Genomic DNA, 24626 nt, shown 5'->3' on the forward strand with positions numbered 1-24626 from the left:
TGCTCGCGATAGGTGTATCAGTCGATCAATCAGTTGACTGACACACCGCCATCGCGAGCAGGCTCGCTCCCACATTGAGATTCAACAGGGATTCAGCCGCACTCAGGCCAGGTTTTCGTCAGTCGCCGGCACGATCAGGATCCCCGCACGCAAGCCGTTCTTGACCTTCGGGTTGGGGAAGATGATGCGGGCGCCCTCTTCCTCGATGATCCAGCGGGTCTGGGCGATGTCTTCGGCCAGCAGGTAGCCCACTTCCAGTTCCGAGAAGTTCTCGATGTCCGCCGGCAGGTTCAGGCGGAAGCTGTCGCTGTGCTTGATGATTTCCCGCGCCACGCTGAACAGCTGCAGGCCGTCCAGCTGAGCCTCGGCAAGCTCGGGTTCGTTGCCTTCGATGATCTGCTTGAGGCGGGTTTCCAGCAGGTTGACGTTGACCCCGGCGTTCTGTCCGAACGGCCGCGCCTTGCCCAGTTCCAGGGTGAAGGACTCGGCACCCAGCTTGTCGTAGGTGTAGGCGCTGAAGACGATGGACGGCTTGTTCTGCAACAGCACCGCTTCCATCCCGGCGGCACGCAGGCGCGCCAGCTCCTGGCGGGAATGCTGGCGACCTTCCTTCCACGGGTACAACGCGAACTGCTCGATCTTCGAGCCACGAATCGCCGTGTGCAGGTCGTAGTGCAGGCGCTGGCGATCCGGCAGGCTGAAGAAGCTCGCCGCCAGGCGCTCCAGCTCACAGGCGCGCAAGGCCTCTGAACCGCTGCTTTGTTCGTGACGGCCATTGAACAGCCGATTGACGTCCTGCTCAACGAAGCGCTCGCCCTTGCGAATCGCTTCCGGGTTGCCGAACAGGAACAGGATACGGGCACGCGGCTTCAAGTCGCCGCGGGCGATGTCGTGCAGCAGCCGGTCGAGCAACTCGATCGGCGCGGTTTCATTGCCATGGATACCGGCCGACAGCAGCAGGTCCAGGCCATTGTCACGGGCTTCGGGCGGCCGTACTTCCAGCGCGCCCTCGCTCAACCAGCGCATGCGCACGCCTTCGACAGTCAGTTGAGTCTTCTCCGCCGGTTCACGGCCGGCGAGGGTCAGTTCAAGCAGTTTGCCGAGGGCGAGCATAGAGCGGTTTCCTTAGTGGTCGTGATTGCAATCCGGGCCGTGAACGTGGCCGTCTTCGTCGCCGAGGTCGGCCGGTTCCATCTCCAGTTGCAGACTTACCAGATTAGTCGCCAATGGGCGCAGCAGCAGGTTGGCGTATTCGGCGTCACCTTCTTCAACGTCCACACCGATCAGCAACTGGCCGCGGCCGTCCTGCTGGATCCACAGCTCCTTGCCTTGCCACAGGACCGCGACGCGGGTGCAGGAGGTTTCCAGTTGCGTGCCGTCGGTATCTTCAAGGATCAGCTGCAGGGTATCGCTCATGTTTTTTACGCTCTCGACTTCAATTGATCTGGAAAGGATAAACCGCGCCCAGTTTAAGGATTTGTGTCAGTTCATCCAGTGCCGTCCGGCACTCAAGCAGCAACTGCGGGTCCGCCAGGTCGCTTTCGGTCATGCGGTCGCGATAGTGCTTCTCGACCCAGGCGGTCAGGGTGCCGTACAACGGTGCCGTCATGATAACCCCTGGGTTGACCGCCGCCAGTTCGGTTTCGTTGAGCGCCACGCGCAGCCTCAGGCAAGCCGGGCCACCGCCGTTCTGCATGCTTTGCTTGAGATCGAAAACCTTGACCTCGCGGATCAGCCCGCCGGAGCTGGTCAAACCCTGCAGGTACTGCCACACGCGCTCATTGCCACGGCATTCTTCCGGCACAATCAACAGCATCGAGCCGTCAGGACGCGACAGCAACTGGCTATTGAACAGGTAGGAGCGAACCGCATCTTCCACGGTCACCGCCGAACGCGGTACACACACTGCCTGAAATTTCCCACCGACTTTGGCGAGCTTGCTCGACAGTTCGGCCAGCATCTGGTCGGTCTCGAGGAATGCATCCTCGTGATAGAACAGCACTTCGCCATTACCGACCGCGATCACGTCATTGTGGAACACGCCCTGGTCGATCACCGACGGGTTCTGCTGGGCGTAGACCACGCCGTCATCCTTCAGGCCGTGCAGGCGTGCCACGGCTTGCGAGGCTTCGAGGGTCTGGCGGGCCGGGTATTTCTGCGGCGCCGGGTAGCGGGTGTCGAACGCGCTGCGCCCGAACACGAAGAACTCCACGCCCGCTTCGCCGTACTCGCGGCAGAAACGTGTGTGGTTGGCCGCGCCTTCGTCGCCGAACTGCGCCACCGCCGGCAACGCGGCGTGGTGGGCGAAGTGTTTCTGGTCGGCGAACATCGCCCCCAGCACGCGGCTGGTGGTCGGGTGTTCGATGCTGCGGTGGTATTTGCAGTTGAGGTTGGCGGCGGTGAAATGCACGCGGCCATCAAAGGTGTCGGCGCTCGGGCTGACCGTGGCAGCGTTGGCCACCCACATGCTCGACGCCGAGCAGCTAGCGACCAGCAGCGGCATGGCTTCCTTGGCGGCACGCTCGATCACTTGCGCGTCGGTGCCGGCAAAACCCAGGCGACGCAGGGCGGCGACATCCGGGCGCTCCTGCGGCGCCAGCACGCCCTGGGTAAAGCCCATGTCCATCAGCGCTTTCATTTTCGCCAGGCCTTGCAGCGCGGCTTCCTTCGGGTTCGAAGACTGCTGGCTGTTGCTCTGGGAGGCGACGTTGCCGTAGGACAACCCGCCGTAGTTATGGGTCGGCCCCACTAGACCGTCAAAATTGACTTCACAGGATTTCATCAGCGAGGCTCCACGTGGATCTGTTGTTATAGGCTTCAGTAACAATATTTGAGACCGCGGCGCGGCCATCGCGAGCAGGCTCGCTCCCACAGGGGTCATGTGTCGGACACACATCCAGTGTGGGAGCGAGCCTGCTCGCGATTGGGCATCACGCCATCTTCACGCCAGGTGTCAGGGCCGCCGGCAACACCAGGCTCGGCGTCTCCAGCGAGGCCACCGGGTACGCGCAGTAATCCGCAGCGTAATAGGCGCTGGCGCGGTGGTTGCCCGAAGCGCCGACGCCGCCGAACGGGGCGCTGCTCGCGGCGCCGGTCAGTTGCTTGTTCCAGTTGACGATACCGGCGCGGCTTTCCAGCCAGAATTGCTGGTAACGCGCTTCGGAGTCCGACAACAGGCCCGCGGCCAGGCCGTAGGCGGTGTCGTTGGCTTCGGCAATGGCTGCTTCAAAATCAGCGTAGCGGATCACTTGCAGCAACGGGCCGAACAGCTCTTCATCCGGACGCTCGGCCACCGCCGTCACGTCGAGAATGCCTGGGGTCAGCAACGCCGCCTGGGCCTGGGGCTGGGTCATTTCCAGCAACGCCGTGGCGCCGTTGGCCAGCAGATGCGCCTGGGCATCCATCAGGGCCTTGGCTGCGCCCAGGGAAATCACCGAGCCCATGAACGGTGCCGGCTGTTGATCGAAGGCGCCCACCTCGATGGTCGCACTCACGGCCACCAGGCGCGCCAGCAACGCATCGCCCCAGGCGCCTTGCGGCACCAGCAGGCGGCGCGCACAGGTGCAACGCTGGCCGGCGGAGATGAACGCCGACTGGATGATGGTGTAGACCGCTGCGTCCACGTCGGCGACCTGATCGACCACCAGCGGGTTGTTGCCGCCCATTTCCAGGGCGAGGATCTTGTCCGGACGGCCGGCAAACTGGTTGTGCAGGTGGTTGCCGGTGCGGCTGGAACCGGTGAAGAACAACCCGTCGATGCCAGGGTTGGCCGCCAGGGCGATCCCGGTTTCCCGCGCGCCTTGCAACAGGTTCAGCACACCGGCCGGCAAGCCGGCTTCGATCCAGCACTTGACCGTCAGCTCGGCGACTTTCGGCGTCAGCTCGCTGGGTTTGAACAGTACGCTGTTACCGGCCAGCAACGCCGGCACGATATGGCCGTTGGGCAGGTGACCGGGGAAGTTGTACGGGCCGAACACCGCCACCACACCATGGGGCTTGTGGCGCAAGACGGCGGTGGCGTCGCCCAGCGGGCCGCTCTTCTCGCCGGTGCGCTCGCGGTAGCTTTGTACCGAGATGGCGATCTTGTTGACCATGCTGGTGACTTCGGTGGCCGCTTCCCACAACGGTTTACCGGTTTCCTCACCAATGGCGCGGGCCAGTTCGTCGGCGTGGCTTTTCAGGGCGGCAGCGAAAGCCTCCAGTACCGAGATGCGCTCTTCCAGGGTGCGACGCGCCCAAGCCGGGAACGCCTGGCGGGCGGCCTGCACGGCCGACTCGACCTGGGCGGCGGTGGCGCCCTCGCCGGCCCACAGCACCTGTTGGGTCACCGGGTTCAGCGATTGGAAGGCTTCGCCCTGGCCTGCCAGCCATTCACCTGCGATGTATAGCGAATTCATTGTTTCGACTCCCGGGCAGCGGACAACGGAACGGCGCGCACCTGATCGCCTGCGGTCAGTTGCAGGCGCTTGGCGGTCAGTGGATCAACCACCAGCGTGCCGGCGGCGAAGCGTGCCGGTGCGGCAGTGATGCGGCAGTCTTCGCGCTTGCGGTTATGGATGATGAACGGCGTGGCATCGTCGCCCGGCGTGCCAACGGCCAGCACCAGCGCCTGGCTGTCGCGGATCGCACGAATCTTGGCGGTCTCGCACTCGATGGCCGGGCCTGCGTCGAAGATGTCGACGTAACCCTGGTAGCTGAAACCTTCGCTGCGCAGCATCGACAGCGCCGGCTCGGTGTCCGGGTGCACCTGGCCGATGACGTTGCGCGCGTCCGGCGACAGGAAGCAGGTGTACAGCGGAAACTTGGGCATCAATTCGGCGATGAACGCCTTGTTGCCCACGCCGGTCAGGTAGTCGGCCTGGCTGAATTCCATCTTGAAGAAGTGCCGGCCCAGGCTTTCCCAGAACGGCGAACGGCCGGCGTCGTCGGACACGCCGCGCATCTCGGCGATGATCTTGTTGCCGAACAGTTGCGGGAACTCGGCGATGAACATGAACCGCGCCTTGGACAGCATGCGGCCATTGAGGCCACTGCGGTAATCGGCGTGCAGGAACAACGAGCACAACTCGGAGTTGCCGGTCAGGTCGTTGGCCAGGAACAGCGTAGGGATTTCGCGGTAGATGTTCAGTTCCTGCGAGGCGCTGACGGTCAGGCCGACACGGAAGTTGTACCACGGCTCGCGCAGGCCCACGGCGCCAGCGATGGCGGAAATGCCCACCACCCGGCCATCGTCGTCTTCGAGCACGAACAGATAGTCGGCGTCCGCGCGCCCGGCGTCGCCGCGAAAGGTCTTCTCGGCCCAGCCGACCCGATGGGCCAGGCGCTCTTCGTTGGCCGGCAAGGTGGTCAGGCCAGTGCCGGTGCTGCGGGCCAGGTCGATCAGAGCGGGTAAATCGCTGCTGCGTACGGGACGAACGATCATGCTATCTCCTCAAACGGGCCGCCTGCGCCACCCGCGAAACTCATGCTGCTTTGCAGTTGGACAAGCCGCTGTTAAACCGCCACCAGGCGCACGCTGGCACCTTCGCCGACGCCCAGGGCTTCGGCCGCTTCCAGATCCAGGGTCACCGGTTTGCCGGGCGCGTAATCGAGCTCGAGCAACACGGCGCGGTAGTCCTGCAATTGCGCATTGGCCACCAGGTACTGACGCCCCACACCCTTCACCGTCTCGCCGATCTTCACCGGCACCACGCGGCTCTGGGCAATCGAGCGGATCCCGGACACCCGTGCGTGCAGGGTCGGGCCACCGTCGAAGATGTCGATGTAGTGGTCGGTCTCGAAGCCTTCGCGCATCAGGATGTCGAAGGTGATCTGCGCCCGTGGGTGCACCTGGCCCATGGCCTCCTGCGCGGAGTCCGGCAGCAGGGGCACGTAGATCGGGTAATGCGGCATCAGTTCGGCGAGGAAGGTGCGGCTTTTGAGGCCACACAGGCGCTCGGCTTCGGCGTAGTTGAGGTCGAAGAAGTTGCGCCCGATGGCATCCCAGAACGGCGAGTCGCCGTTTTCATCGCTGTAGCCGACGATCTCGGTGACCACCGAATCGGCGAAGCGCTCCGGATGGCTGGCAACGAACAGCAGGCGGCCACGGGAATTGAGTTCCGCCCAGGGCGAACCCACCAGGTCGCGCGTCACGTAGAAACTGGTCAGCAAGCTGTTGCCGGTCAGGTCGTGGCACTGCGAGAGCACGTGGATCTTGTTATGAATCTTCAGCTCGCGGGAGGCGTGCACGAAGGTTTCATTACGGAAACTGTAGAACGGCTCGGAGTAGCCGGCCGAGGCGACGATGGCCGAGCACCCGGCGAGCTTGCCGGTGGCGGTGTCTTCGAGGACGAAGAAGTAGGTCTCTTCGCCATTGAAGCTGACTTCGGCGGCGAACGAGGCTTCGCTCGCGGCGATCTTGTCGCTCAGGCGTTCAACGTCATCCGGCAAGGAAGTGACACCAATCGGACTGTCCGCAGCCAGACGCTGTACCTCGCCCAGATCAGCCATTTGCGCGGGGCGCATCACCAGCATGGTGTCACTCCTTTTTTTTCAACTCTTTGAGGAAAATAAGCCGGGCCCTTCAGCCCCTTGTGGCCCCTTCTGTGGGAGCGAGCCTGCTCGCGATGGTGGATCAGACACATTGGTGTCGACTGACACACCATCGCGAGCAGGCTCGCTCCCACAGAGGGTGTTCCACAGTGGGAAATTCCCACAGGGAGAACTACGGGTCCGGCGTACAAAATTCTGATCGACGCCCGACATCGCCAGGCGTCGAAGGGTCTATCAAGCTTGCGTCAGTTTTGCCGCCGCGCGTTCGAAGCGGTCCAGGCCTTCGTCGATGTCGGCGTCTTCCACCACCAGGCTCGGGGCGAAGCGCACCACGTCCGGGCCGGCTTGCAGGATCATCAGGCCTTCTTTTTCAGCGGCGTTGAACACGTCCTTGGCCTTGCCTTTCCAGGCGTCGGTCAGCACGCAGCCGATCAGCAGGCCCATGCCACGTACCTTGGTGAACAGACCGTACTTCTCGCCGATCTGCTCCAGGCGCGCCTTGAACTTGTCGTGCTTGGCCTTCACGCCCGCCAGTACTTCAGGGGTGTTGACCACGTCCATCACCGCCTCGCCGACGGCGCACGCCAGCGGGTTGCCGCCGTAGGTGGTGCCGTGGGTGCCGACCACCAGGTGCTTGGCCAGCGCTTCGGTGGTGAGCATCGCCGCGATCGGGAAACCACCGCCCAGGCTCTTGGCGCTGGTGAGCACGTCCGGGATCACGCCGTAGTGCTGGTAGGCGAACAGGTGGCCGGTGCGGCCCATGCCGGTCTGCACTTCGTCGAAGATCAGCAGCGCGTCGTGGGCGTTGCACAGGTCACGGGCGCCTTGCAGGTATTCGAGTTCAGCCGGGATCACCCCGCTCTCGCCCTGGATCGGCTCGATGATCACCGCGCAGGTCTTGTCGGAAATGGCGGCTTTGAGGGCGGCCAGGTCGTTGTACGGCACGTGGGTGATGCCGGTGATTTTCGGGCCGAAGCCGTCGGAGTACTTCGGCTGGCCACCGACGTTCACGGTGAACAGGGTACGGCCGTGGAAGCTGTTGACGGTGGCGATGATTTCGTATTTTTCGCTGCCGGCGCGGTCGAAACCGACACGACGGGCCAGCTTCAGGGCGGCCTCGTTGGCCTCGGCGCCGGAGTTGCAGAAGAACGCACGCTCGGCGAAGGTCGCGTCGACCAGCTTGTGGGCCAGGCGCAGGGCCGGCTCGTTGGTGAACACGTTGGACACGTGCCACAGCTTGTTCGCCTGTTCGGTCAAGGCACCGACCAGCGCAGGATGTGCGTGGCCCAGTACGTTAACGGCAATCCCGCCGGCGAAGTCGATCAGCTCGCGGCCGGACTGGTCCCAGACGCGGGAACCGGCGCCACGTACCGGAATGAAAGCGGCAGGCGCGTAGTTGGGAACCATTACCTGGTCGAAATCGGCGCGTTCTACCGCAGCGTGCTCAACGGACATCGGAGTCTCCTGAAGAGGAACACCCGCCTGAAACTGGCGAGCGATGGGGGGATTGTAAGGACAGTTTTCAGCCTGTCCTTGTCGCCAAGCGACAACTTCTTATAGCGCAAACCCCGGTTTCAGCCGGGTTTACGGCAATGCGACAAATAGGGTCGCAAAGGCGCAGTTTAAACTGCTGGCGGGCTCAGAGGCAGGGTCACGCCGGCCGATCCGACAAATATGTACCGCCGATGGCCCGCCGATCCCTGATTTCCTTTTGCGTTCTTTCAACGTTCAAGGAACAGCACGATGCAGGCGTCACCCGATTCCTCGCCGGCGGAACATCCGGACAGCCATTACCAGCACCTGGCCAGCGCCCTGCCCGACTGGCTCGGCCAACTCTCCCCGGCCCACCGCCAGGCGCTCAAGGCCAGCGCGCCGCAGCTCGCGGCCGGCCTCAAGGCCGCGTCGAGCACCGAGCACCAGACACTCAAGGCGCTGACCGCCAGCCATTGGGCCGCCCACAGCGCTGTCGAGCAGCGTCTGACCCAGTTGCAGGACGCCGCTGCCTTCGCCGAGCCGCTGCTGCGTGACGCGCTGAAAAACCACTTCGACCTCGACCTGGATGTGCGCAACACCTTTCTGCGCCTGTACATCAAGGTCACGGTGCCCGGCTTTGCGATCACCACCGGTGCGCGCACCTGGACGGTTTCATTGCTGGACGCCGCCCTGCACAACTTCGAAGAGCAGGAAAGCGACACCTATGAAAGCACCTCGACCTTCATCACCGCGCCCACCCCGAGCGGCCAGTTCGACACCCTGCCGTCAATCAAACAGAAGTTGAGCATCCCGGCGCTCATCAAGCTGTGCCGCGAGCTTGATATTGGCGCCCAGTACGAGGCCTACCTGAAAGACAGCCTGGGCTTTACCGAACCAGTGGGCGCCGCCGTGTTGCGCCTGAAGATCCAGGCCAGCGAACAAGCCGCACTGCAGGTTGCCATGCAATACGCGCGAATGAACGGCGACATCGACGAGGCCTATGTGCGCCTGATCGGCGGACTGGCCGGCGGGCTGCAAGGCATGCGCATCAACGGCCAGGCGCTGCGCTGTCACACGCTGACAATGATGTCGGCACGACTGACCGGCATCGTGGTGTTCGCCACCGACCTGGAAGCGGGGCAGCCCGCGGGCACGGTGGTGGCCTACATTCCCGACGACCCCGAGCACCCGATCAAGCAATACGCCTCCAGCCAGGAGATGGCCAACGAGCTGCTGCGCCAACTGCGGGCCAGGGACTATCAACAGTTCTTCAGCCGTTTCATCGACCACGAGCGCCTGGGGGAATTTTTCGCCAACCTGAACCAGCGTCTGAGCGAGGTGACGTGGCACGAACCGGTCAAGGGCAGCGCCCTGCCGCCCTGGCGCGAGGAGCCCATCGCCACGCCGAACCTGCAAATCGTCGCCACGCCGTTGCGCGGCGAACTGTGGCAGCACCAATACCTGCGCAAACTGGACAAGATCCTCAACGACGCCCGCAGCCTCGCCGTGCCGACCGCCAGCGTCGATCAGAAAGCCCGCTGGAGGCGTTGGGATTTTGCGCTCAACCTGGCCTCCAGCCTGATCCAGGCTGCGGCCTTCATCGCCGCGCCTTTCGTGCCGGTGCTGGGCGGCCTGATGATGGCCTACATGGCCTATCAACTGCTCGACGACACCTTCGAAGGCATCGTCGATTGGGCCGAGGGGCAAACGGGTGAAGCCTTCGACCACCTGATGAGCGTCATGGAATCGCTGGTGCAACTGGGCATTTTCGCCGAGGGCTCGGTGATTGCCGCCGGCCTGTATCGCCAGGTGCTGCCGCCCGAGGTCGTGGCCTTCATCGACCGCTTCAAGCCGGTCGAGCTGGGCAACGGGAAAACCCGCTACTGGAAGCCGGACCTGGACGCCTACCAGCAGCCGGCGCCACCCGCCGATGCGCCGGTCAATCAGTTGGGCCTGCGTCAGCATCAGGGCAAGCAGTGGCTGCCCATCGAAGAGGTGCATTACCTCGTGAGCGAAGACCCGACCACGGGCCAGTACCACATCGAACACCCGAACTACCCCGAGGCGTACAAACCGCAGGTGCACCACAACGGCGACGGCGCCTGGCACAGCGAACTCGAACAGCCGCTGGAGTGGGACGCCGATGCCCTGCTGCGCCGCATCGGTCACCGGGTCGATGGCTTAACGGCTGCCGAGCGCCAGGAGATACTTGAGGTCAGCGGCTACTCCGAGGATGCACTGCGCAAGATGCACGTTAACCAGGAACCGCTGCCGCCATTGCTCGCCGATAGCCTGCGGCGTTTTCGCATCGACCGTGACCTTGGGCAATTCATCGCCCAGCTTGGCAGCGACCAGCCCGAGCAATACCGCCGGGCCGATCCGCTGACGCAACTGCAATTGCTCGATCAACATCAGCGCTGGCCAACCCGTAAACGCCTGCATTTCATCGACGCCCAGGGCCAGCTCGCCTGGACCTCTTCAACCGATGAAAGCCTGCCATTGATTGAGATGTGCCAGGACAACCTCAGTGAAGGCGACCTGCTCAAGACCCTGCTGCAAAACCTCGACGAAGGTGACATCAAGACCCTGCTCGGCGAGGAGTTCGGCCAACCGACCCTGGCGCTCGACGTGCGCAGCCAGACGTTGCGCGAGCAGGTGTTGCGCCTGGCTCATGAGCGACGCACCGAGCTGTTCGAAACCCGCTACCAGGCACTCGAACGCAGCGACGAGCCCCTGGCCGCGCAGCACCAACCCCCCCTGCCCGCCAGCCTCACCCGCGAATTGCTCGACACCGCCACCACCGAAGAACGCCAGCAACTGCGCCAGGGCCAGGTGCCCGAGCGCCAGCAGGCACTGATCGCCCACGCCCGCCAGCAACTGCGCATCACCCGCGCGTTCGAGGGGCTGGCGCTGGACTCGGTGCGCAACCCCGACACCGACCTCCTCGCCCTGCAAAGCCTGCCGCGCCTGCCGGGCTGGAGCGGCGAAGTGCGCTTAGAGGTACGCGACCTGACCTTCGAAGGGCCGCTGCTGTCGAGCATCGGCGCGGCGGATGCGCCTGAACTGAAAGTGTTGGTCAGAGGGTCCGATGGCCGTTATCAGCCACACGACCGTCAGGGCCAGGCCCTGCATTCGCTCAGCGATGTATACGCCAGCGTCCTGTACGCCCTGCCGGACAGTGAGCGCCAGGTGTTGGGCCTGCACATCGGCGAGGGCGAACGCTTGCGCGCGGTAATCCGTGAGCGCCCAGCGGCGCGTGAGCAGCTTGGCGTGACGCTGTCGGGCACAGCGATGATTGCCCCAGCCGTGGACACCCTGCGCCTGGTCGGGCTTGATGGTTACCCGCGGATGCTGCGCACCTCCAATGAGCTGCCACTGACCCTTGAGCAACGGGTCCAGGTGCTGTACCCGCGCTACTCTGCCGAGCAGATCCAGGCAACGCTGGCAAACCTGCAAAATCACCCGGCGGGCGCCCGGGCCGAGCTGTCGCGTCTGCGCGAGGAATATGCCCGGCTGACCCAGGACTTGAATCGCTGGGCCAATGCGACACCGACCGCCGACCGCAACGGCATCGCCCTGACCGATGCCGAGCTTCAGGATGTGCGCCTGACCCGGCGCTTCCTCAAGCGCACACTCAAGCAATGCTGGCGCCGGGAAACAGAAGGGCCAGTCGGACATATGCTGTTCATCCCAGGCTCGATACTCGGCGAGTTGCCACCCCTGAATGCCGACTTCAGCCATATCGCCTGGTTGCAGATCAATGGCGGAGCCGGCACCGCAGGTCTGGATGGCTTCTTGCAGAGCATGCGCGGCCTGATGCACCTGGAACTGCAGGACTTTTCCCTACCCCAATTGCCCAGCGCCATGACCTCGATGCCCGACCTGCGCCAACTGGTGGTGCGCAACTGCGGCCTGACCCTGTCGCCCGCCGACCAGCAGGTGCTGGCCGCTTTGCCGACGCTGTCGATTCTCGACCTGCAGGACAACCCATTGGCGCGCGCCCCCAATGTGCATGCCATGCCCGAACTGCGTGAACTCAACCTGGCCAATACCGGACTGCTGAGCGCCCCCGAGGACCTGCTCAGTCACTCACGGCTCATCGCCGTGAACTTCTTTGGCAACCGCCTCAGCGAAGTGCCCGAGTCGCTGTTTACCCTCGGGCCGGAGCTGAGCAGCGGTTTCAACTTCGCCAACAATCCGCTGTCTGCCGCCGCCCGCGAGAAAATCAAGCTTCACTACGGCCGCACCGGCAAGAACTTTGCGGTGCTGGCCGAGCCCGTCGACACCGATAGGGTTCGCCTGCTATTCCCCGAGCAGGATGTGCTCCAGGCCACCGACCTGCTGTATCGGTTACCCGGCACCCTGGAGCACGGGCGGCAGCAGCTCAGCCGCTGGGAGCAGGAACTCACCCGCCTGCTGGCGGACCTCGCGCAATGGGAAAACGACATTCCCGACCGCAACCCGGCCTCCGGCCAGTTGCTCAATATCAACGAGACCTTCTACGAGCACGTGTCCCGGGAAGTGTTCGCCCGGCAACTGGAGCGCTTCTGGCGTACCCGCCACCGTGTTCATCCCGACACGTTCAGCGCGGCACTGAAGTTCATTGGCGAGTTGCCGACGCTCACCGCAGACTTCAGCCACGTGCCAAACCTGAGCCTGATCGGCAACATCCACATCACCGGCGTCGAGCCGTTCCTGCAACGCTTTACCCGCCTGCACACCCTGCAACTCAGTGAATTCGCCCTGGGGCGGGTGCCTGCGGCTGTCGCGCAGATGCCGGGCATCGATACCCTGATACTGAATCGCTGCGGTGTGGTGTTCACCCCCGAGAGTCAATCGGCGCTGGCCACGCTGAACCGGCTGAAAATCCTCGAACTGTCCAACAACCCGCTGGCCACCACCCCCGACCTCGCCGCCCTGCCAGGCTTGCTTTACCTGGATGTCTCCAACAGCGGCCTGTCGACACTGCCGGCCGGGCTTGTCGAGCATGCACAGCTCAAGACGCTGGTATTCAGCGACAACCAGGCCAGTGAACTGCCGGAGCCCATACTCGACCTGCCCGCCGAGCGTATCGACGGTTTCGAGCTTGCAGGCAACCCCTGGTCGGCCGCAACCCGCGAGCGAATCAAGACGCGCTTTCGCGAAATCGGCCGGGATTTTGGCGTGCACGCCGATGCAGCCGACATTGCCCGGGCCCAGGCGCTGTTTCCGGCGCTGGACATTCAGGCTGCCAGTGACGTGATCTACAACCTGCCCGGCACCCTGCAGGACAGCCACCTACAGCTGGAGCGCTGGCGCGAAGAACTGACGCAACTGAACGCCGACCTCCAGGCCTGGTCACTGCAAGCACCCGAGCGGCACCCACTCACTGATCAGCCGTTGAACGCCGTGGATCGACTGGCCAACCACGTCACCCGCGCCGAGTTCGCACGGATCCTGGAGAGCCATTGGCGTGATCGACCTGGCCCCGATCTCAAGCGCGAAAACCACTACGCCCTGCAAGTGGCCTTTCTCGGCGACCTGCCACGCCTCACGGCAGATTTCAGCCACGTGTCCTTTTTAAGCCTGCGGGGCAACCCGGCCATTGGCGCGGTCGATCCCTTTCTTGAGTTGTTCGCCAACCTGCACGTCCTCGACCTGCGCAACTTCGCCCTGGGCCAGGTACCCCCGGCAATCACGCGCATGCCGGTGCTCAAGGAACTGGTCCTGAGCAATTGCCAGCTGGCCTTGACCCCGCAAGGCCAGGCGGTGCTGTCGACGCTGGACGGCCTGGAAGCGCTTGACCTGAGCGACAACCCGCTGACCGTCGCGCCGAGTGTCGAAGGCATGCCGCTGATGAACGAACTGCGCCTGCCCAACACCGACATCGAGCACCTGCCCGCGGGCATGACCGAGCTCGCGAACCTGAACCTCGCCATGCTGCACGGCAACCGCATCCGCGAATTGCCCGAAGCCCTGTTTGCCATGGAGCCGGACAGCGCCGAAGGCATCAACCTGGCCAACAACCCGCTGTCGGCCGCCAGCCGCGAGCGCATCAAGCGCGGTTATGCCACCACCGGCAATGACTTCGCCGTGCGGGCCGAAGCGGCCGACATCCAGCGCACGCGGGGGTTGTTCCCGGAACTGGATGAGGAAGACGCCAGCCATGTGTTCTACAAATTGCCCGGCACCCTGGAAGACGGCCGCGCCCAGTTGACGCGCTGGGAAGCAGACATTACCCAAATGAGCCTCGACCTCGACCGCTGGATCCCGCAGATTCCCACGCAACACCCGGTGGACGGGCATGTCCTGAACGCCGAGGAAATCGCGGCCGAGCGGATCGAGCGCAGCGAGTTCGCAGAAAAACTCGAATACTTCTGGCGCCACCGGCTGCCGCAAGCCACCGAGTTGCGGGACAACTCGCTGATTGCCCGGCCGACGTTCCTCGGTGAATTGCCAGCCCTGACGGCGGACTTCAGCCATGTTTCCCTGCTGTCCCTGACCGGTCACGACGCCCTGGGCATTGCCTCGCCGTTCCTGGAATGCTTTACCGGCCTGCAACACCTGGAACTGCGCAATTTTGCCCTCGGCCGGATGCCTGCTGCGATCAGTGCCATGCCGTCGCTCAACTTCCTGGTGATGAGCCGCTGCGCCTTGGTGCTCGATGCGCAAGGGGGCACAGCCCTGGCGTCGTTGCCGCGATTGAAGATGCTCGATCTGTACGATAATCCGCTGGGCACGGTGCCGGATACCACTGCGCTGAAATCACTGACGTTCATCGACCTGTCCAGCACCGACATCGATCGCCTCCCGGACGGCTTGCTGACGTTGCCACACCTGGCCACGGCGCTGTTGCGCGATAACCGCATCCGCGAACTGCCCGAGGCGATCTTTGCCTTGTCCCGTACTGCCGCTGATGGTTTTGATCTGAGCAACAACCCGCTGTCCGCCGAGACGCTGGAGCGGGTCAAAACCTATCGGCGAACAATTGGCAGCGATTTCGGCGCCTGGGCGGCCCCCGCGGACATCGAACAGGTCATCGCCTTGTACCCGGACTTGACCAGCGAAGCAGCCAGCAACCTGTTTTTCGAATTACCCGGCACACAGGCCGACGCTCGCGCCGAATTGATGCGGCGTCAAAACGAAAAAAACCAGGCCACCTGACACAACCCGTACCTGTAGGAGCGAGCATGCTCGCGATGAAGGTCCAGACACCGCGGGCATTCAGGCAGCCAGCGTCATCGTTGGCGACCATCGCGAGCATGCTCGCTCCTACAGGGTTGTAGGTTTTCAGCCCGTCCATAGGCACATATCGGGGTGTGGTAACTATCTACCGCACCCCACCCCGCCCCATCTGGTTTGCTTGAGCTTTCCCACGCTCAAGGACTGGAGCCATGAATCAGCGGCAACTCGAAGCGGCGGCTCAGCCCGACGCGCATTTTCATCACGCCTTCAACAATCTGCCCGACTGGCTGCTCAAGGGCACACCCGCCACGCGCAATGCATTGAAAACCGCACGGCTGCAACCGCACGCCACCGCACAACATGCGGCGCTGCAAGCTGCCTGTGCCGATCACCTGACATGGCGCAATCGCATCGAATCGCGGCTGGCCAATCTGCGCAACCCTCAGGACTTCGCCGCCCCGCTGCTCACAGCGGCACTGAAAACCCGCTTCGGCCTCGAACTGGATGTCAGGACCACTTTCCTGCGCTTGTACATTCCCCGGCACATTCCCTGGTTCCCGATCCCCTCCGGTGCCGCGCGCGCCTGGACGGTCTCGTTGCTGGACGCCGCCCTGCACAATTTCCAGGAATCGGAAACCCACACCGGCGCCTTCGAGCCAGACTCGACCTACATCACCCGGCCCTCGCCCCAGGGCCATTTCGACATCTTGCCGGCGGTCAAACAGCAACTGTCGATCCAGCGCTTTACCCAGTTGTGCCGCGAACTGGACATCGGCGGCCAGTACCAGGCCTACCTCAAGGAAATGCTCGGCCTGACCTGCCCGGTGGCCAGCGAGGTGATCAAGGCCGATGTCATCCACAGCCACACCAGCGCCCTCCGTGCGGCGTTGCATCTGGCCCATCTGCGCCAGGACCTGCCCACTGACCTCTACCGGTCGATGCTCGACCACGCCGAAGGTCGCGCGGTTGCCCAACTGGACGGCCAGCCGATGCTTGGCCACGACCTGACGATGATGTCGTCGACCCTGACCAATATTGTGGTGTTCGCCCCCGATGCCATGCACCCCAGGCCAACCGCGCGGATCGTGGTCTACATCCCGGACGACCCAGAGCATCCGCTCAAGCTCTACGACAGCCCTTCGGCGTTCGTTCAAGCGCTGACCCTCAAGTTGCGCGAGCCCGATTACCAGGCATTCTTCAGCCGCTTTGTCGACCATGCCGAACGCGGGCATTTCTTTGCCGGCCTGAACCAACGCCTGACCCGTGTGATCTGGCATCCGCACACGCGCGGCGAGCCGATGCCCACTTGGCGCAACACCCCCATCGACCAGCCCAACCTGCGCTTCTCAGTGGACCCGATCAACACCGACCTGTGGACCCACCTCTACCAACGGCAACTGAACAAAATCCTCAACGACGCCAGCCACATCGCCGTGCCCACCGCCAGCGCCGACCGAGCCGCCCGCTGGGCGCTTTGGGACGCACTGAGCAAAGTCGCCAGCGCAATCGTGCAGGTGGCCTCGTTCGTCGCCCTGCCCTTCGTGCCGTTCCTGGGCGAACTGATGCTCGGCTACATGGCCTGGCAGCTGCTCGACGACAGCTTCGAAGGCATCATCGACTGGGCCGAAGGTTTGCAGAGCGAAGCCCTCGGGCAATTGCTCGCCCTCACCGATTCGGCGGTGCAGTTCGGCCTGTTCGCCGTCGGCGGCGCCATCGCCAGCCAGACCTTCAGCCGCGTGCTGTCGCCCCAGACCCTGGCCCTGTTCGACTCACTCAAGGCGGTGAAGACCGACGCTGGAAAAACACGCTACTGGCGCCCGGACCTCACCCCCTACGAGCAAGCGATCGAGTTGCCCAAAGGCCTCAAGCCCGATCAACGGGGCTTGTACCAGCACCAGGGCAATACCGTGCTGCGCCTTGAAAACAAGCTGTACACCGTCCAGGTCGACATCAACACCGGGCGCTATCGGATCGAGCACCCCCACCGCGCCGATGCCTATCAACCTGTTTTGCGCCACAACGGCCACGGCGCCTGGCAGACCGTTCTCGACGATCCCCTGGCCTGGGACCGCGAGACAGTGCTGCGTCGCCTGGGTCACAGCGTTGAATCATTCAGCCCCTTCGAGCGCGAACTGATCCTGCGCATCAGCGGCTTTCACGACAATGTCCTGCGTGAAACCCACGTCGAGCATCAGCGGCCGCCCTCATTGCTGACCGATACCATCAAGCGCTTCAGGATCGACCGCGACATCCGCGCCCTGCTCGACCAGCCCGGGCACCCTGAACGCGAGGAAGCCCTGACCAATCCGCTGACGGTCTTCGGCTACCGCTACGACGCACTGGAAAAAACCGATGACCGCCTCGTCCAGCGCCTGCAAGGCGAGGAACGCGGGCTGCCCACGGACATCGCCCAGGAACTGGTAGACAACGCCACCGGCAGCGAACTCAGGCAATTGCAGGCCGGGCAAGTCCCTCGGCGCCTGAAGGACGTGGCGATCAAAGCCATGGAAGCCGTGCGTACCGCCAGGGCCTTCGAGGGCTTCTACCTGCGCACGGGCGAAACCCTGGACACCCACCGCCTGACCCTGCACAGCCTGCCATCCCTGCCGGGCTGGCCCGCCGACCTGCGTATCGAATTGCGTGCCTATTCGGCCAGCGGTGAGGTACTGGACAGCATCGGCCCCGCCGACGCGCCCACACAAAAGGCGTTGGTGTGCACGGCGGACGGCGCGGTTCACCTGGCGGACGACAACGCACAGAGCGGTACTTTTTACCAAGCCATTCTGCACACCCTGACCCGGCAGCAACGCGAAGCCCTGGGCGTTGCCGGCACCCACGGCGAAGCCCTCAAACAACAGGTGATCATCCAGGCCACGCGCACGCCGTCATTGCGCACACTGCTGGCCAAACACCCGAACCGCAAAACCCTGTATGACCCATCGACCATGCGACTGCCCGGTGGCACCGAGGGTTACTTTCGCAGCACCAGCCCTACCCCGACCCTGGATATGCGCGTGCGCGAGGTGTACCCCAACCTTGACCCGCAAGAACTGCGAGCCATGGTGCTACGCCTGCAAAACCACCCCGACGGCGCCCGTATGGTGCTCTCACGCCTGACCAGCGAATCGGATGCTTTGAATGTCGATCTGCAGCGCTGGGTCGCCCAAGCGCCCACTGTCAACGCGCAAACCGGCCTGCCACTGGAGCCACTGGAACGCCGGGCCATGCGCCACAATCGCCGCTTGCTGGCAGAGGAAATCCAGCGCAGTTGGCAGCGCCAGTCCGAGCGTGATGTCGATGCCGCCGATGGCAGCCAGCGTTACAGGCTAAGCTTCGGCGAGCCGATTCCGGGCGACCTGCCGGCGTTGCGCGCCGACTTCAGCCACGTGACCACACTCGCCCTCACCGGTGACAAGGCCGCCCATGGCCTGCCGGATTTCCTGCAATCGTTCACCGGTCTGCGCCGTCTGGAGCTGCACGGGTTCACCCTGGATTCGCTGCCGCAAGCCATCGGCCGCAACAGCCAACTGCAAACACTGATCCTCAGTGACTGCGGCATCACACTCGATGAGCGGGCCTGGAAAAGCCTGGCGTCGATGAGCCATTTGAAACAACTGGACCTGGCCGCCAATCGCTTCACCAGCGTGCCGAGCATCGACTCGTTGCCAGCGCTTGAGCATCTGGACCTGAGCAATACCGGCCTGACCGCCCTGCCCCATGGCACCTGGCAACACCCAGAGCTCAAGACCCTGCTGTTGATGAACAACGCCATCGGTGACTTGCCGGCCGAACTGTTCGAGAGCGAGGTGTACGAACGGCGTGGCCTGAACCTGGCGAACAATCCCCTCGACGAGGCGTCATGGGAACAGATCAAACAGCAGTACTTCGAAACCTCCTACGATCTGGGGGTGGCGGCGCCCGAAGCGGATGTGCAACGGGTGATGGCATTGTACCCGACGCTGGATGCCACGCAGGCCAGCGACTTCGTCTACGAATTGCCGGGCACGTTCACCCAGGGACGATCAATGCTCGACAGCCTTGAACAAGAACTGTCACGCCTGAGCCAGGACCTGGACAACTGGGCCACCGAGTTGCCGCAATTGCACCCGCAAACGGGCGAAGCGCTCGATGCCGGGCAACTGTTTGTCGAGCACCTCAATCGTGAGCGCTTCATGCAGCAACTGTTGCGTTGCTGGCGCCATGAAACGCAGCTCGATGGCTTCGATGACCACCTGGAACCCACCTATGAACTGAGCCTCGACGCGCCGATCCTCGGTGAGCTGCCGACCCTGCGCGCCGACTTCAGTCATGTGTCGGTGCTGGACCTGCGCGGTGTCGATGGCCTGGCACGCATCGGCCGTTTCCTCGACGCCTTCGCGCACCTCAAGCGCCTGCGCCTGCGCAACTTCGACCTCGGCAACATCCCCAATACCGTGTTCAAACTGGGTCGCCTGTACTCCCTGGCCCTGCCCAATTGCGGCATTACGCTGACAGAGGAATCCGCCAACGCCCTGGCCGGCCTGGAGCTGCTGGACTACCTCGACCTGGCGTCCAACCCGCTCGGTCGAACGCCGGACCTGGGCCAGATGCCGGACCTGATCAACCTGCTGCTGGATCACACCGGCATCACCGAGCTGCCCAATGGTTTGCTCAACAGGGCCGAATTGCATTGGGCGGACTTGAGCAACAACGCCATCACCGAGGTGCCAAGCGACCTCTCGGAAATGCCCACGGCGCTGGCGGAAAACCTGCACCTGCGCAACAACCCGCTGAGCGAAGCGGCCTTGCAGCGCCTGGTGGATTATTACGAGAGGACCGGCATCAGTTTCAGCGTCGATGCGGTGAACGAGCGCGGTGAAAGCCCGCCGTTGGCGGCCAGGGAAACCCAGGCCGACGAGTAGCGCGGGATCAGCCGCGCTCGGCCGGCACCGACGACAGCTCGAACGGGCTGCTGCTGCGCCGCTGGTTGCGGTCTTCCCGCGGCGTGGCGCCGAAGAAGTTGCGGTAGGCGCTGGAGAAATGCGGCCCCGAGGAGAAACCGCACGACAGGCCGATCTGGATGATCGACTTGCTGGTTTGCATCAACATCTGCCGGGCCTTGTTCAGGCGCAGTTCCAGGTAGTACTGGCTCGGCACACGGTTGAGGTATTGCTTGAAGATGCGTTCCAGCTGCCGACGGGACACGCACACGTGCTGGGCGATTTCGTCGGTGGTCAGCGGCTCTTCGATGTTGGCCTCCATCAGCAGCACGGCCTGGGTGAGCTTCGGATGGCTGGAACCCAGGCGGTTCTGCAACGGAATGCGCTGGCGTTCGCCGCCTTCGCGGATGCGCTCGACCACCAGTTCCTCGGAGACCGCACCGGCCAGCTCGGCGCCGTGGTCACGGGCCAGCACCGCCAGCAACAGGTCGAGCACCGACATGCCGCCACAGGCGGTCAGGCGGTCGCGATCCCAGTCGAACAAGTGGCTGGTGGCGATGACCTTGGGGAAACGCTCGGCGAAATCATCCTGCCAACGCCAGTGCACGGCGGCGCGATAACCGTCGAGCAGGCCGAGCTGCGCCAGCGGGTAGACCCCGGCCGACAGGCCGCCGATCACACAACCGGCGCGCACCAGTTGCTTGAGCGCGCCGCTCAGGGCTGGCGTCATCGCGGTCGGTGGTTCATCGGCGAGCAGGAACAGTTTCTGGAAGTTCTCGAGCTTGCCGGTCCAGGCCTCGCCCGGCAATTGCCAGGCGCCTTCGGCCGGCGGTTCGGCCTGCAGGAACGACAACTCGTAGACCACTTCGGGATGCACACGCTGGGCAACACGCAAGGCCTCCTCAGCCAGCGCAAGCGTCAGGGCTTTTGTGCTGGGCCAAATCAGGAAACCAATTCGATGGGCAGTCATGGTGGGCAATCCGAAGCGATGAACAGCGTTGAAGGCAATGGGCCAATGCTAGCCCGTAAACGCACACAAATCTCAAAACCGGTGGAGATCCTTGCGGGGAATCCAATGTGGGAGCGAGCCTGCTCGCGATAGCGGTGGGTCTGTCGACATCTTTGGTGGATGTCATACCGCATCGCGAGCAGGCTCGCTCCCACAAGGAATTGAGGCGGGCCAAATCATGCACTAAATAAGTGCACAACGGCAGCCCCGATTACTTCAGGCTACCCGAGAGAAATTGCTGCAGGCGTTCCGATTGCGGGTTGACCAGCACTTCGCGCGGGTTGCCGCTTTCTTCCACCAGGCCTTTGTGCAGGAACACCAGCTGGTTCGACACTTCACGGGCAAAGCCCATTTCGTGGGTCACCACCACCATGGTCCGGCCTTCCTGGGCCAGGGACTGCATGACCTTGAGCACGTCGCCGACCAGCTCGGGGTCGAGTGCCGAGGTCGGTTCGTCGAACAGCATCACCTCCGGCTCCATCGCCAGTGCACGGGCAATCGCCACGCGCTGCTGCTCGCCGCCAGACATGTGCCCAGGGTAGGCGTCCTTGCGATGGGCCACGCCGACCTTGTTCAGGTAGTGCTCGGCTTTCTCGCGGGCTTCGGCCTTGGGCACGCCCAGCACGTGGACCGGTGCTTCCATGATGTTTTCCAGCGCGGTCATGTGCGACCACAGATTGAAGTGCTGGAACACCATCGACAGGCGCGAACGCATGCGTTGCAGCTGCTTGGGGTCGGCAGCCTTCATCGCGCCGTCCTTGTTCGCCACCAGCTTCAGTTCTTCGTTGTTGAGCAGGATGCGGCCGGCGTGCGGCTGCTCCAGCAGGTTGATACAACGCAGGAAGGTACTTTTGCCGGAGCCACTGGAGCCGATGATGCTGATCACATCGCCGGCGGCCGCTTTCAGGGACACGCCCTTGAGCACTTCGTGACTGCCATAGCGTTTATGCAGGTCTTGGACTTCAAGTTTGTACATGCTGTCGGTTCTCACAAAAACAGTCAGTCAGTCGTTGAGCAAGCGCCCGTGACGCAGCGCTTCGCGCCCCGCCACCTTGGCCAGCCAGAAACCGGGTTGGGCATATCGCAGCCGCTCGACGGCAAACAGCACCCCGGACGTACCAGCACACACCGTGCTGACCCGATCCGCCAACGGATCGATCACTTCGAAAATCTCGTCGCCGGCTTCCACCCATTCGCCGGGCTGACGCAGGAAACTGACCACGCCCGGATGCGGCGCCAGGAGCAATTCGGTGCCTTCGAACGGCATGCCTTCGCACGGCTCCTGTGCCGGTGTTGGCCACTCGCCGCCGATCAGCCCTTGCTCGGCGAGGAACGCCAGGATGCCTGCGGCGTAGCGTTCGGCATCGTCACGTGCGGTGTCGGCCTGGCCACCCAGTTCAATGGTGGTCGCCAGGCACGCCAGCGGAATCTGCGCGTCGGGGAACAACCGCGACAGGCGCAGCCAGGGCAGCGAGCAGGCTTCGTCGAACGAGCTGCCGCCGGAGTCTTCCGCCAACAGGCCGACCTTCACGTCCAGGTGCGCGGCCAGCGAACGCCACTGCGGCCAGTGCTGCGGCAAGGCGTACATGTGCAGCGCCGCCTCGGCATCGCAGTGCAGGTCCAGCACCACATCCGCGGTGCAGGCGTGGCTGAGCAGGATGCGCTGCATACCTTGCAACTGGCTCGCCGCGGCCGGCAACGCAGCCAGGTTTTCGCTCATGGCCTGGCGGATCAGGCGGATGTTGGCGTGCGGGTCATCGCCCAGGCGGCCATCGAGCGCTTGCGCGACCGGCGCGCTGAGTTCGACGAAATCACGGTTGAAGTTCTTGCCGCTGCCCGCCTCGAAACGCCCCTGGTGATTGCCTTGCAGCAGTTGCCCGAGGCCCAGTGGGTTGGCCACCGGCACCAGTTCGATGACGCCGTTGAGCAGGCCTTGGGCTTCGAGTTCGCCCAGGCGTTTTTTCAGTTCCCAGGCGGTGCGCATGCCCGGCAGTTCATCGGCGTGCAGGCTGGCCTGGATGTAGGCCTTGCGCTCGCCGCTACCGAAGCGGAACACCGAAATATGCCGCTCGCTACCGAGGTGGCTCCACGGCAATACATGATCAATACGTTGCATATCAGTGCTTCCGTGGGGCCAGGTAGCCCAACCAGCGGCGCTCGGCCATCTTGAACAGCTTCACCAGGATGAAGGTCAGGCACAGGTAGAACACGCCGGCGGTGATGTACGCCTCGAACGGCAGGTAATACTGGGCGTTGACCGTGCGCGCGGCGCCGGTGATGTCGATCAGGGTGACGATGGACGCAAGGCTCGTGGTCTGCAGCATCATGATCACTTCGTTACTGTACTGCGGCAGCGCCCGGCGCAGGGCCGACGGCAGCAGGATGCGCTTGTACATCTTGAAGCGCGACATGCCCATGGCCTTGGCCGCTTCGATCTCGCCGTGCGGCGTGGCGCGCAGGCTGCCAGCGATGATTTCGGCGGTGTAGGCGCTGGTGTTGATGGCAAAGGCCAGGCAGGCGCAGAAGGTGGCGCTGGACAGCCACGGCCAGAGGAAGCTTTCGCGCACCACTTCGAATTGCGCCAGGCCGTAGTAGATCAGGAACAGCTGCACCAGCATCGGCGTGCCACGGATCACGTAGGTGTAGAGCCAGGCGATGCCGTTGACCACGCTGTTCTTCGACACGCGCATCAGGCCCAGCGGCAAGGCGCACAACAGGCCGAAGAACAGCGACAGTGCGAGCAACTTGAGGGTAGTGACCAGCCCGCCGAGGTACAGCGGCAGGGCCTCCCAGATGACGTTGTAGTCGAAGATCATAGCTCAGCCGCCCTTACGCCTACCGAGTAGCGCTTCTCGAGGTGACGCAATGCCAGCAACGAGACACTGGTGATCACCAGGTACATCGCCGCCACTGCGAGGAAGAAGGTGAAAGGCTCGCGGGTGGCATCCGCCGCCTGCTTGGCCTTGAACATCATGTCTTGCAGGCCCACCACCGAAATCAGCGCGGTGGCCTTGGTCAGCACCAGCCAGTTGTTGGTGAAGCCAGGGATCGCCAGGCGAATCATCTGCGGCACCATCACCCGGAAGAACACCTGGACACTGCTCATGCCGTAGGCCATGCCCGCTTCGGCCTGCCCCTTGGGGATCGCCATGAACGCGCCACGGAAGGTTTCCGACAGGTACGCACCGAAGATGAAACCCAGGGTGCCGATACCGGCGGCCAGCGGGTTCAAGTCGATGTAGTCGTCATAGCCGAGCATCGGCGCCACGCGGTTGAGCAAGTCCTGGCCGCCGTAGAAAATCAGCAGGATCAGCACCAGGTCGGGAATACCGCGAATCACCGTGGAATACAGGTCGCCCAGCCAGGCCAGCCAGCGCACCGGCGATAGACGCAGCGCCACGCCGATCAGCCCCAGGACGATGGCCAGCGCCATGGACGACAAGGCGAGCTGAAGCGTCAGCCATGCGCCATCGAGGATGACAGCCCCGTAGCCTTTCAACATGATTCAGGTCCTCGAAAGTAGGGATGAA

At 63.7% G+C, this 24626-nt stretch carries 14 protein-coding genes; 2 read left to right on the forward strand and 12 right to left on the reverse strand.

The annotated features are described in order from the left end of the window. Nucleotides 1–102 precede the first annotated feature (102 nt). From astE to ABVN20_RS06840, 7 genes are all read right to left on the reverse strand, one after another. On the reverse strand, nucleotides 103–1113 hold the full coding sequence (astE, locus tag ABVN20_RS06810) for a succinylglutamate desuccinylase (protein WP_368554775.1): 1011 nt from the start codon (nucleotides 1111–1113) through the stop codon (nucleotides 103–105). A gap of 12 nt (nucleotides 1114–1125) precedes the next feature. After that, entirely contained in the window at nucleotides 1126–1416 is a 291-nt protein-coding gene (locus ABVN20_RS06815) for a topoisomerase II (RefSeq protein ID WP_368554776.1), read from the reverse strand. A gap of 19 nt (nucleotides 1417–1435) precedes the next feature. After that, nucleotides 1436–2782 (reverse strand): N-succinylarginine dihydrolase, encoded by a 1347-nt coding sequence (astB, locus tag ABVN20_RS06820; protein WP_368554777.1) that lies wholly within the window; start codon nucleotides 2780–2782, stop codon nucleotides 1436–1438. Nucleotides 2783–2930: 148 nt separating this feature from the next. Continuing rightward, entirely contained in the window at nucleotides 2931–4397 is a 1467-nt protein-coding gene (gene astD / locus ABVN20_RS06825) for a succinylglutamate-semialdehyde dehydrogenase (protein WP_368554778.1), read from the reverse strand. Further along, complete coding sequence (astA, locus tag ABVN20_RS06830; RefSeq protein ID WP_368554779.1) at nucleotides 4394–5422, reverse strand: arginine N-succinyltransferase; 1029 nt, start codon at nucleotides 5420–5422, stop codon at nucleotides 4394–4396. Before astA ends, astD begins: the two co-directional genes overlap by 4 nt. Before the next feature lie 71 nt (nucleotides 5423–5493). Continuing rightward, nucleotides 5494–6513, reverse strand: a complete 1020-nt coding sequence (aruF, locus tag ABVN20_RS06835) for an arginine/ornithine succinyltransferase subunit alpha (protein ID WP_368554780.1) — start codon at nucleotides 6511–6513, stop codon at nucleotides 5494–5496. A gap of 252 nt (nucleotides 6514–6765) precedes the next feature. Next, on the reverse strand, nucleotides 6766–7986 hold the full coding sequence (locus ABVN20_RS06840; RefSeq protein ID WP_368554781.1) for an aspartate aminotransferase family protein: 1221 nt from the start codon (nucleotides 7984–7986) through the stop codon (nucleotides 6766–6768). Between the two features lie 288 nt (nucleotides 7987–8274). Here ABVN20_RS06840 and ABVN20_RS06845 point away from each other — a divergent pair, with 288 nt between their 5' ends. Beyond that, entirely contained in the window at nucleotides 8275–15147 is a 6873-nt protein-coding gene (locus ABVN20_RS06845; RefSeq protein ID WP_368554782.1) for a DUF6543 domain-containing protein, read from the forward strand. Nucleotides 15148–15377: 230 nt separating this feature from the next. Beyond that, nucleotides 15378–20069 (forward strand): DUF6543 domain-containing protein, encoded by a 4692-nt coding sequence (locus ABVN20_RS06850; RefSeq protein WP_368554783.1) that lies wholly within the window; start codon nucleotides 15378–15380, stop codon nucleotides 20067–20069. Nucleotides 20070–20076: 7 nt separating this feature from the next. On the opposite strand, the gene argR is transcribed toward ABVN20_RS06850, so the two are convergent. The 5 genes from argR to ABVN20_RS06875 all read right to left on the reverse strand — a co-directional run bounded on the left by argR (nucleotide 20077) and on the right by ABVN20_RS06875 (nucleotide 24598). After that, nucleotides 20077–21057 (reverse strand): transcriptional regulator ArgR, encoded by a 981-nt coding sequence (gene argR / locus ABVN20_RS06855; protein ID WP_368554785.1) that lies wholly within the window; start codon nucleotides 21055–21057, stop codon nucleotides 20077–20079. Nucleotides 21058–21307: 250 nt separating this feature from the next. Next, nucleotides 21308–22072: an ABC transporter ATP-binding protein gene (locus ABVN20_RS06860; protein ID WP_368554786.1), complete on the reverse strand. Its 765-nt coding sequence runs from the start codon at nucleotides 22070–22072 to the stop codon at nucleotides 21308–21310. Nucleotides 22073–22099: 27 nt separating this feature from the next. Next, entirely contained in the window at nucleotides 22100–23212 is a 1113-nt protein-coding gene (locus ABVN20_RS06865; protein WP_368554787.1) for a M14 family metallopeptidase, read from the reverse strand. A 1-nt stretch (nucleotide 23213) separates the two neighbouring features. Beyond that, nucleotides 23214–23912, reverse strand: coding sequence for an ABC transporter permease (locus tag ABVN20_RS06870; protein WP_368554788.1), 699 nt, complete (start codon nucleotides 23910–23912; stop codon nucleotides 23214–23216). Next, nucleotides 23909–24598, reverse strand: a complete 690-nt coding sequence (locus ABVN20_RS06875; protein WP_368554789.1) for an ABC transporter permease — start codon at nucleotides 24596–24598, stop codon at nucleotides 23909–23911. Before ABVN20_RS06875 ends, ABVN20_RS06870 begins: the two co-directional genes overlap by 4 nt. Nucleotides 24599–24626 lie beyond the last annotated feature (28 nt).

This window comes from Pseudomonas sp. MYb118, assembly GCF_040947875.1.
GTDB lineage: Bacteria > Pseudomonadota > Gammaproteobacteria > Pseudomonadales > Pseudomonadaceae > Aquipseudomonas.

Excerpts from the sequence above, each read along its gene's own strand:
- ABVN20_RS06870 (WP_368554788.1), bottom strand. The coding sequence starts at position 23,912 with ATGATCTTCGACTACAACGTCATCTGGGAGGCCCTGCCGCTGTACCTC.
- ABVN20_RS06845 (WP_368554782.1), top strand. The coding sequence starts at position 8,275 with ATGCAGGCGTCACCCGATTCCTCGCCGGCGGAACATCCGGACAGCCAT.
- ABVN20_RS06865 (WP_368554787.1), bottom strand. The coding sequence starts at position 23,212 with ATGCAACGTATTGATCATGTATTGCCGTGGAGCCACCTCGGTAGCGAG.
- ABVN20_RS06850 (WP_368554783.1), top strand. The coding sequence starts at position 15,378 with ATGAATCAGCGGCAACTCGAAGCGGCGGCTCAGCCCGACGCGCATTTT.
- astB (WP_368554777.1), bottom strand. The coding sequence starts at position 2,782 with ATGAAATCCTGTGAAGTCAATTTTGACGGTCTAGTGGGGCCGACCCAT.
- ABVN20_RS06815 (WP_368554776.1), bottom strand. The coding sequence starts at position 1,416 with ATGAGCGATACCCTGCAGCTGATCCTTGAAGATACCGACGGCACGCAA.
- ABVN20_RS06875 (WP_368554789.1), bottom strand. The coding sequence starts at position 24,598 with ATGTTGAAAGGCTACGGGGCTGTCATCCTCGATGGCGCATGGCTGACG.
- astD (WP_368554778.1), bottom strand. The coding sequence starts at position 4,397 with ATGAATTCGCTATACATCGCAGGTGAATGGCTGGCAGGCCAGGGCGAA.
- ABVN20_RS06840 (WP_368554781.1), bottom strand. The coding sequence starts at position 7,986 with ATGTCCGTTGAGCACGCTGCGGTAGAACGCGCCGATTTCGACCAGGTA.
- argR (WP_368554785.1), bottom strand. The coding sequence starts at position 21,057 with ATGACTGCCCATCGAATTGGTTTCCTGATTTGGCCCAGCACAAAAGCC.
- astA (WP_368554779.1), bottom strand. The coding sequence starts at position 5,422 with ATGATCGTTCGTCCCGTACGCAGCAGCGATTTACCCGCTCTGATCGAC.
- aruF (WP_368554780.1), bottom strand. The coding sequence starts at position 6,513 with ATGCTGGTGATGCGCCCCGCGCAAATGGCTGATCTGGGCGAGGTACAG.
- ABVN20_RS06860 (WP_368554786.1), bottom strand. The coding sequence starts at position 22,072 with ATGTACAAACTTGAAGTCCAAGACCTGCATAAACGCTATGGCAGTCAC.
- astE (WP_368554775.1), bottom strand. The coding sequence starts at position 1,113 with ATGCTCGCCCTCGGCAAACTGCTTGAACTGACCCTCGCCGGCCGTGAA.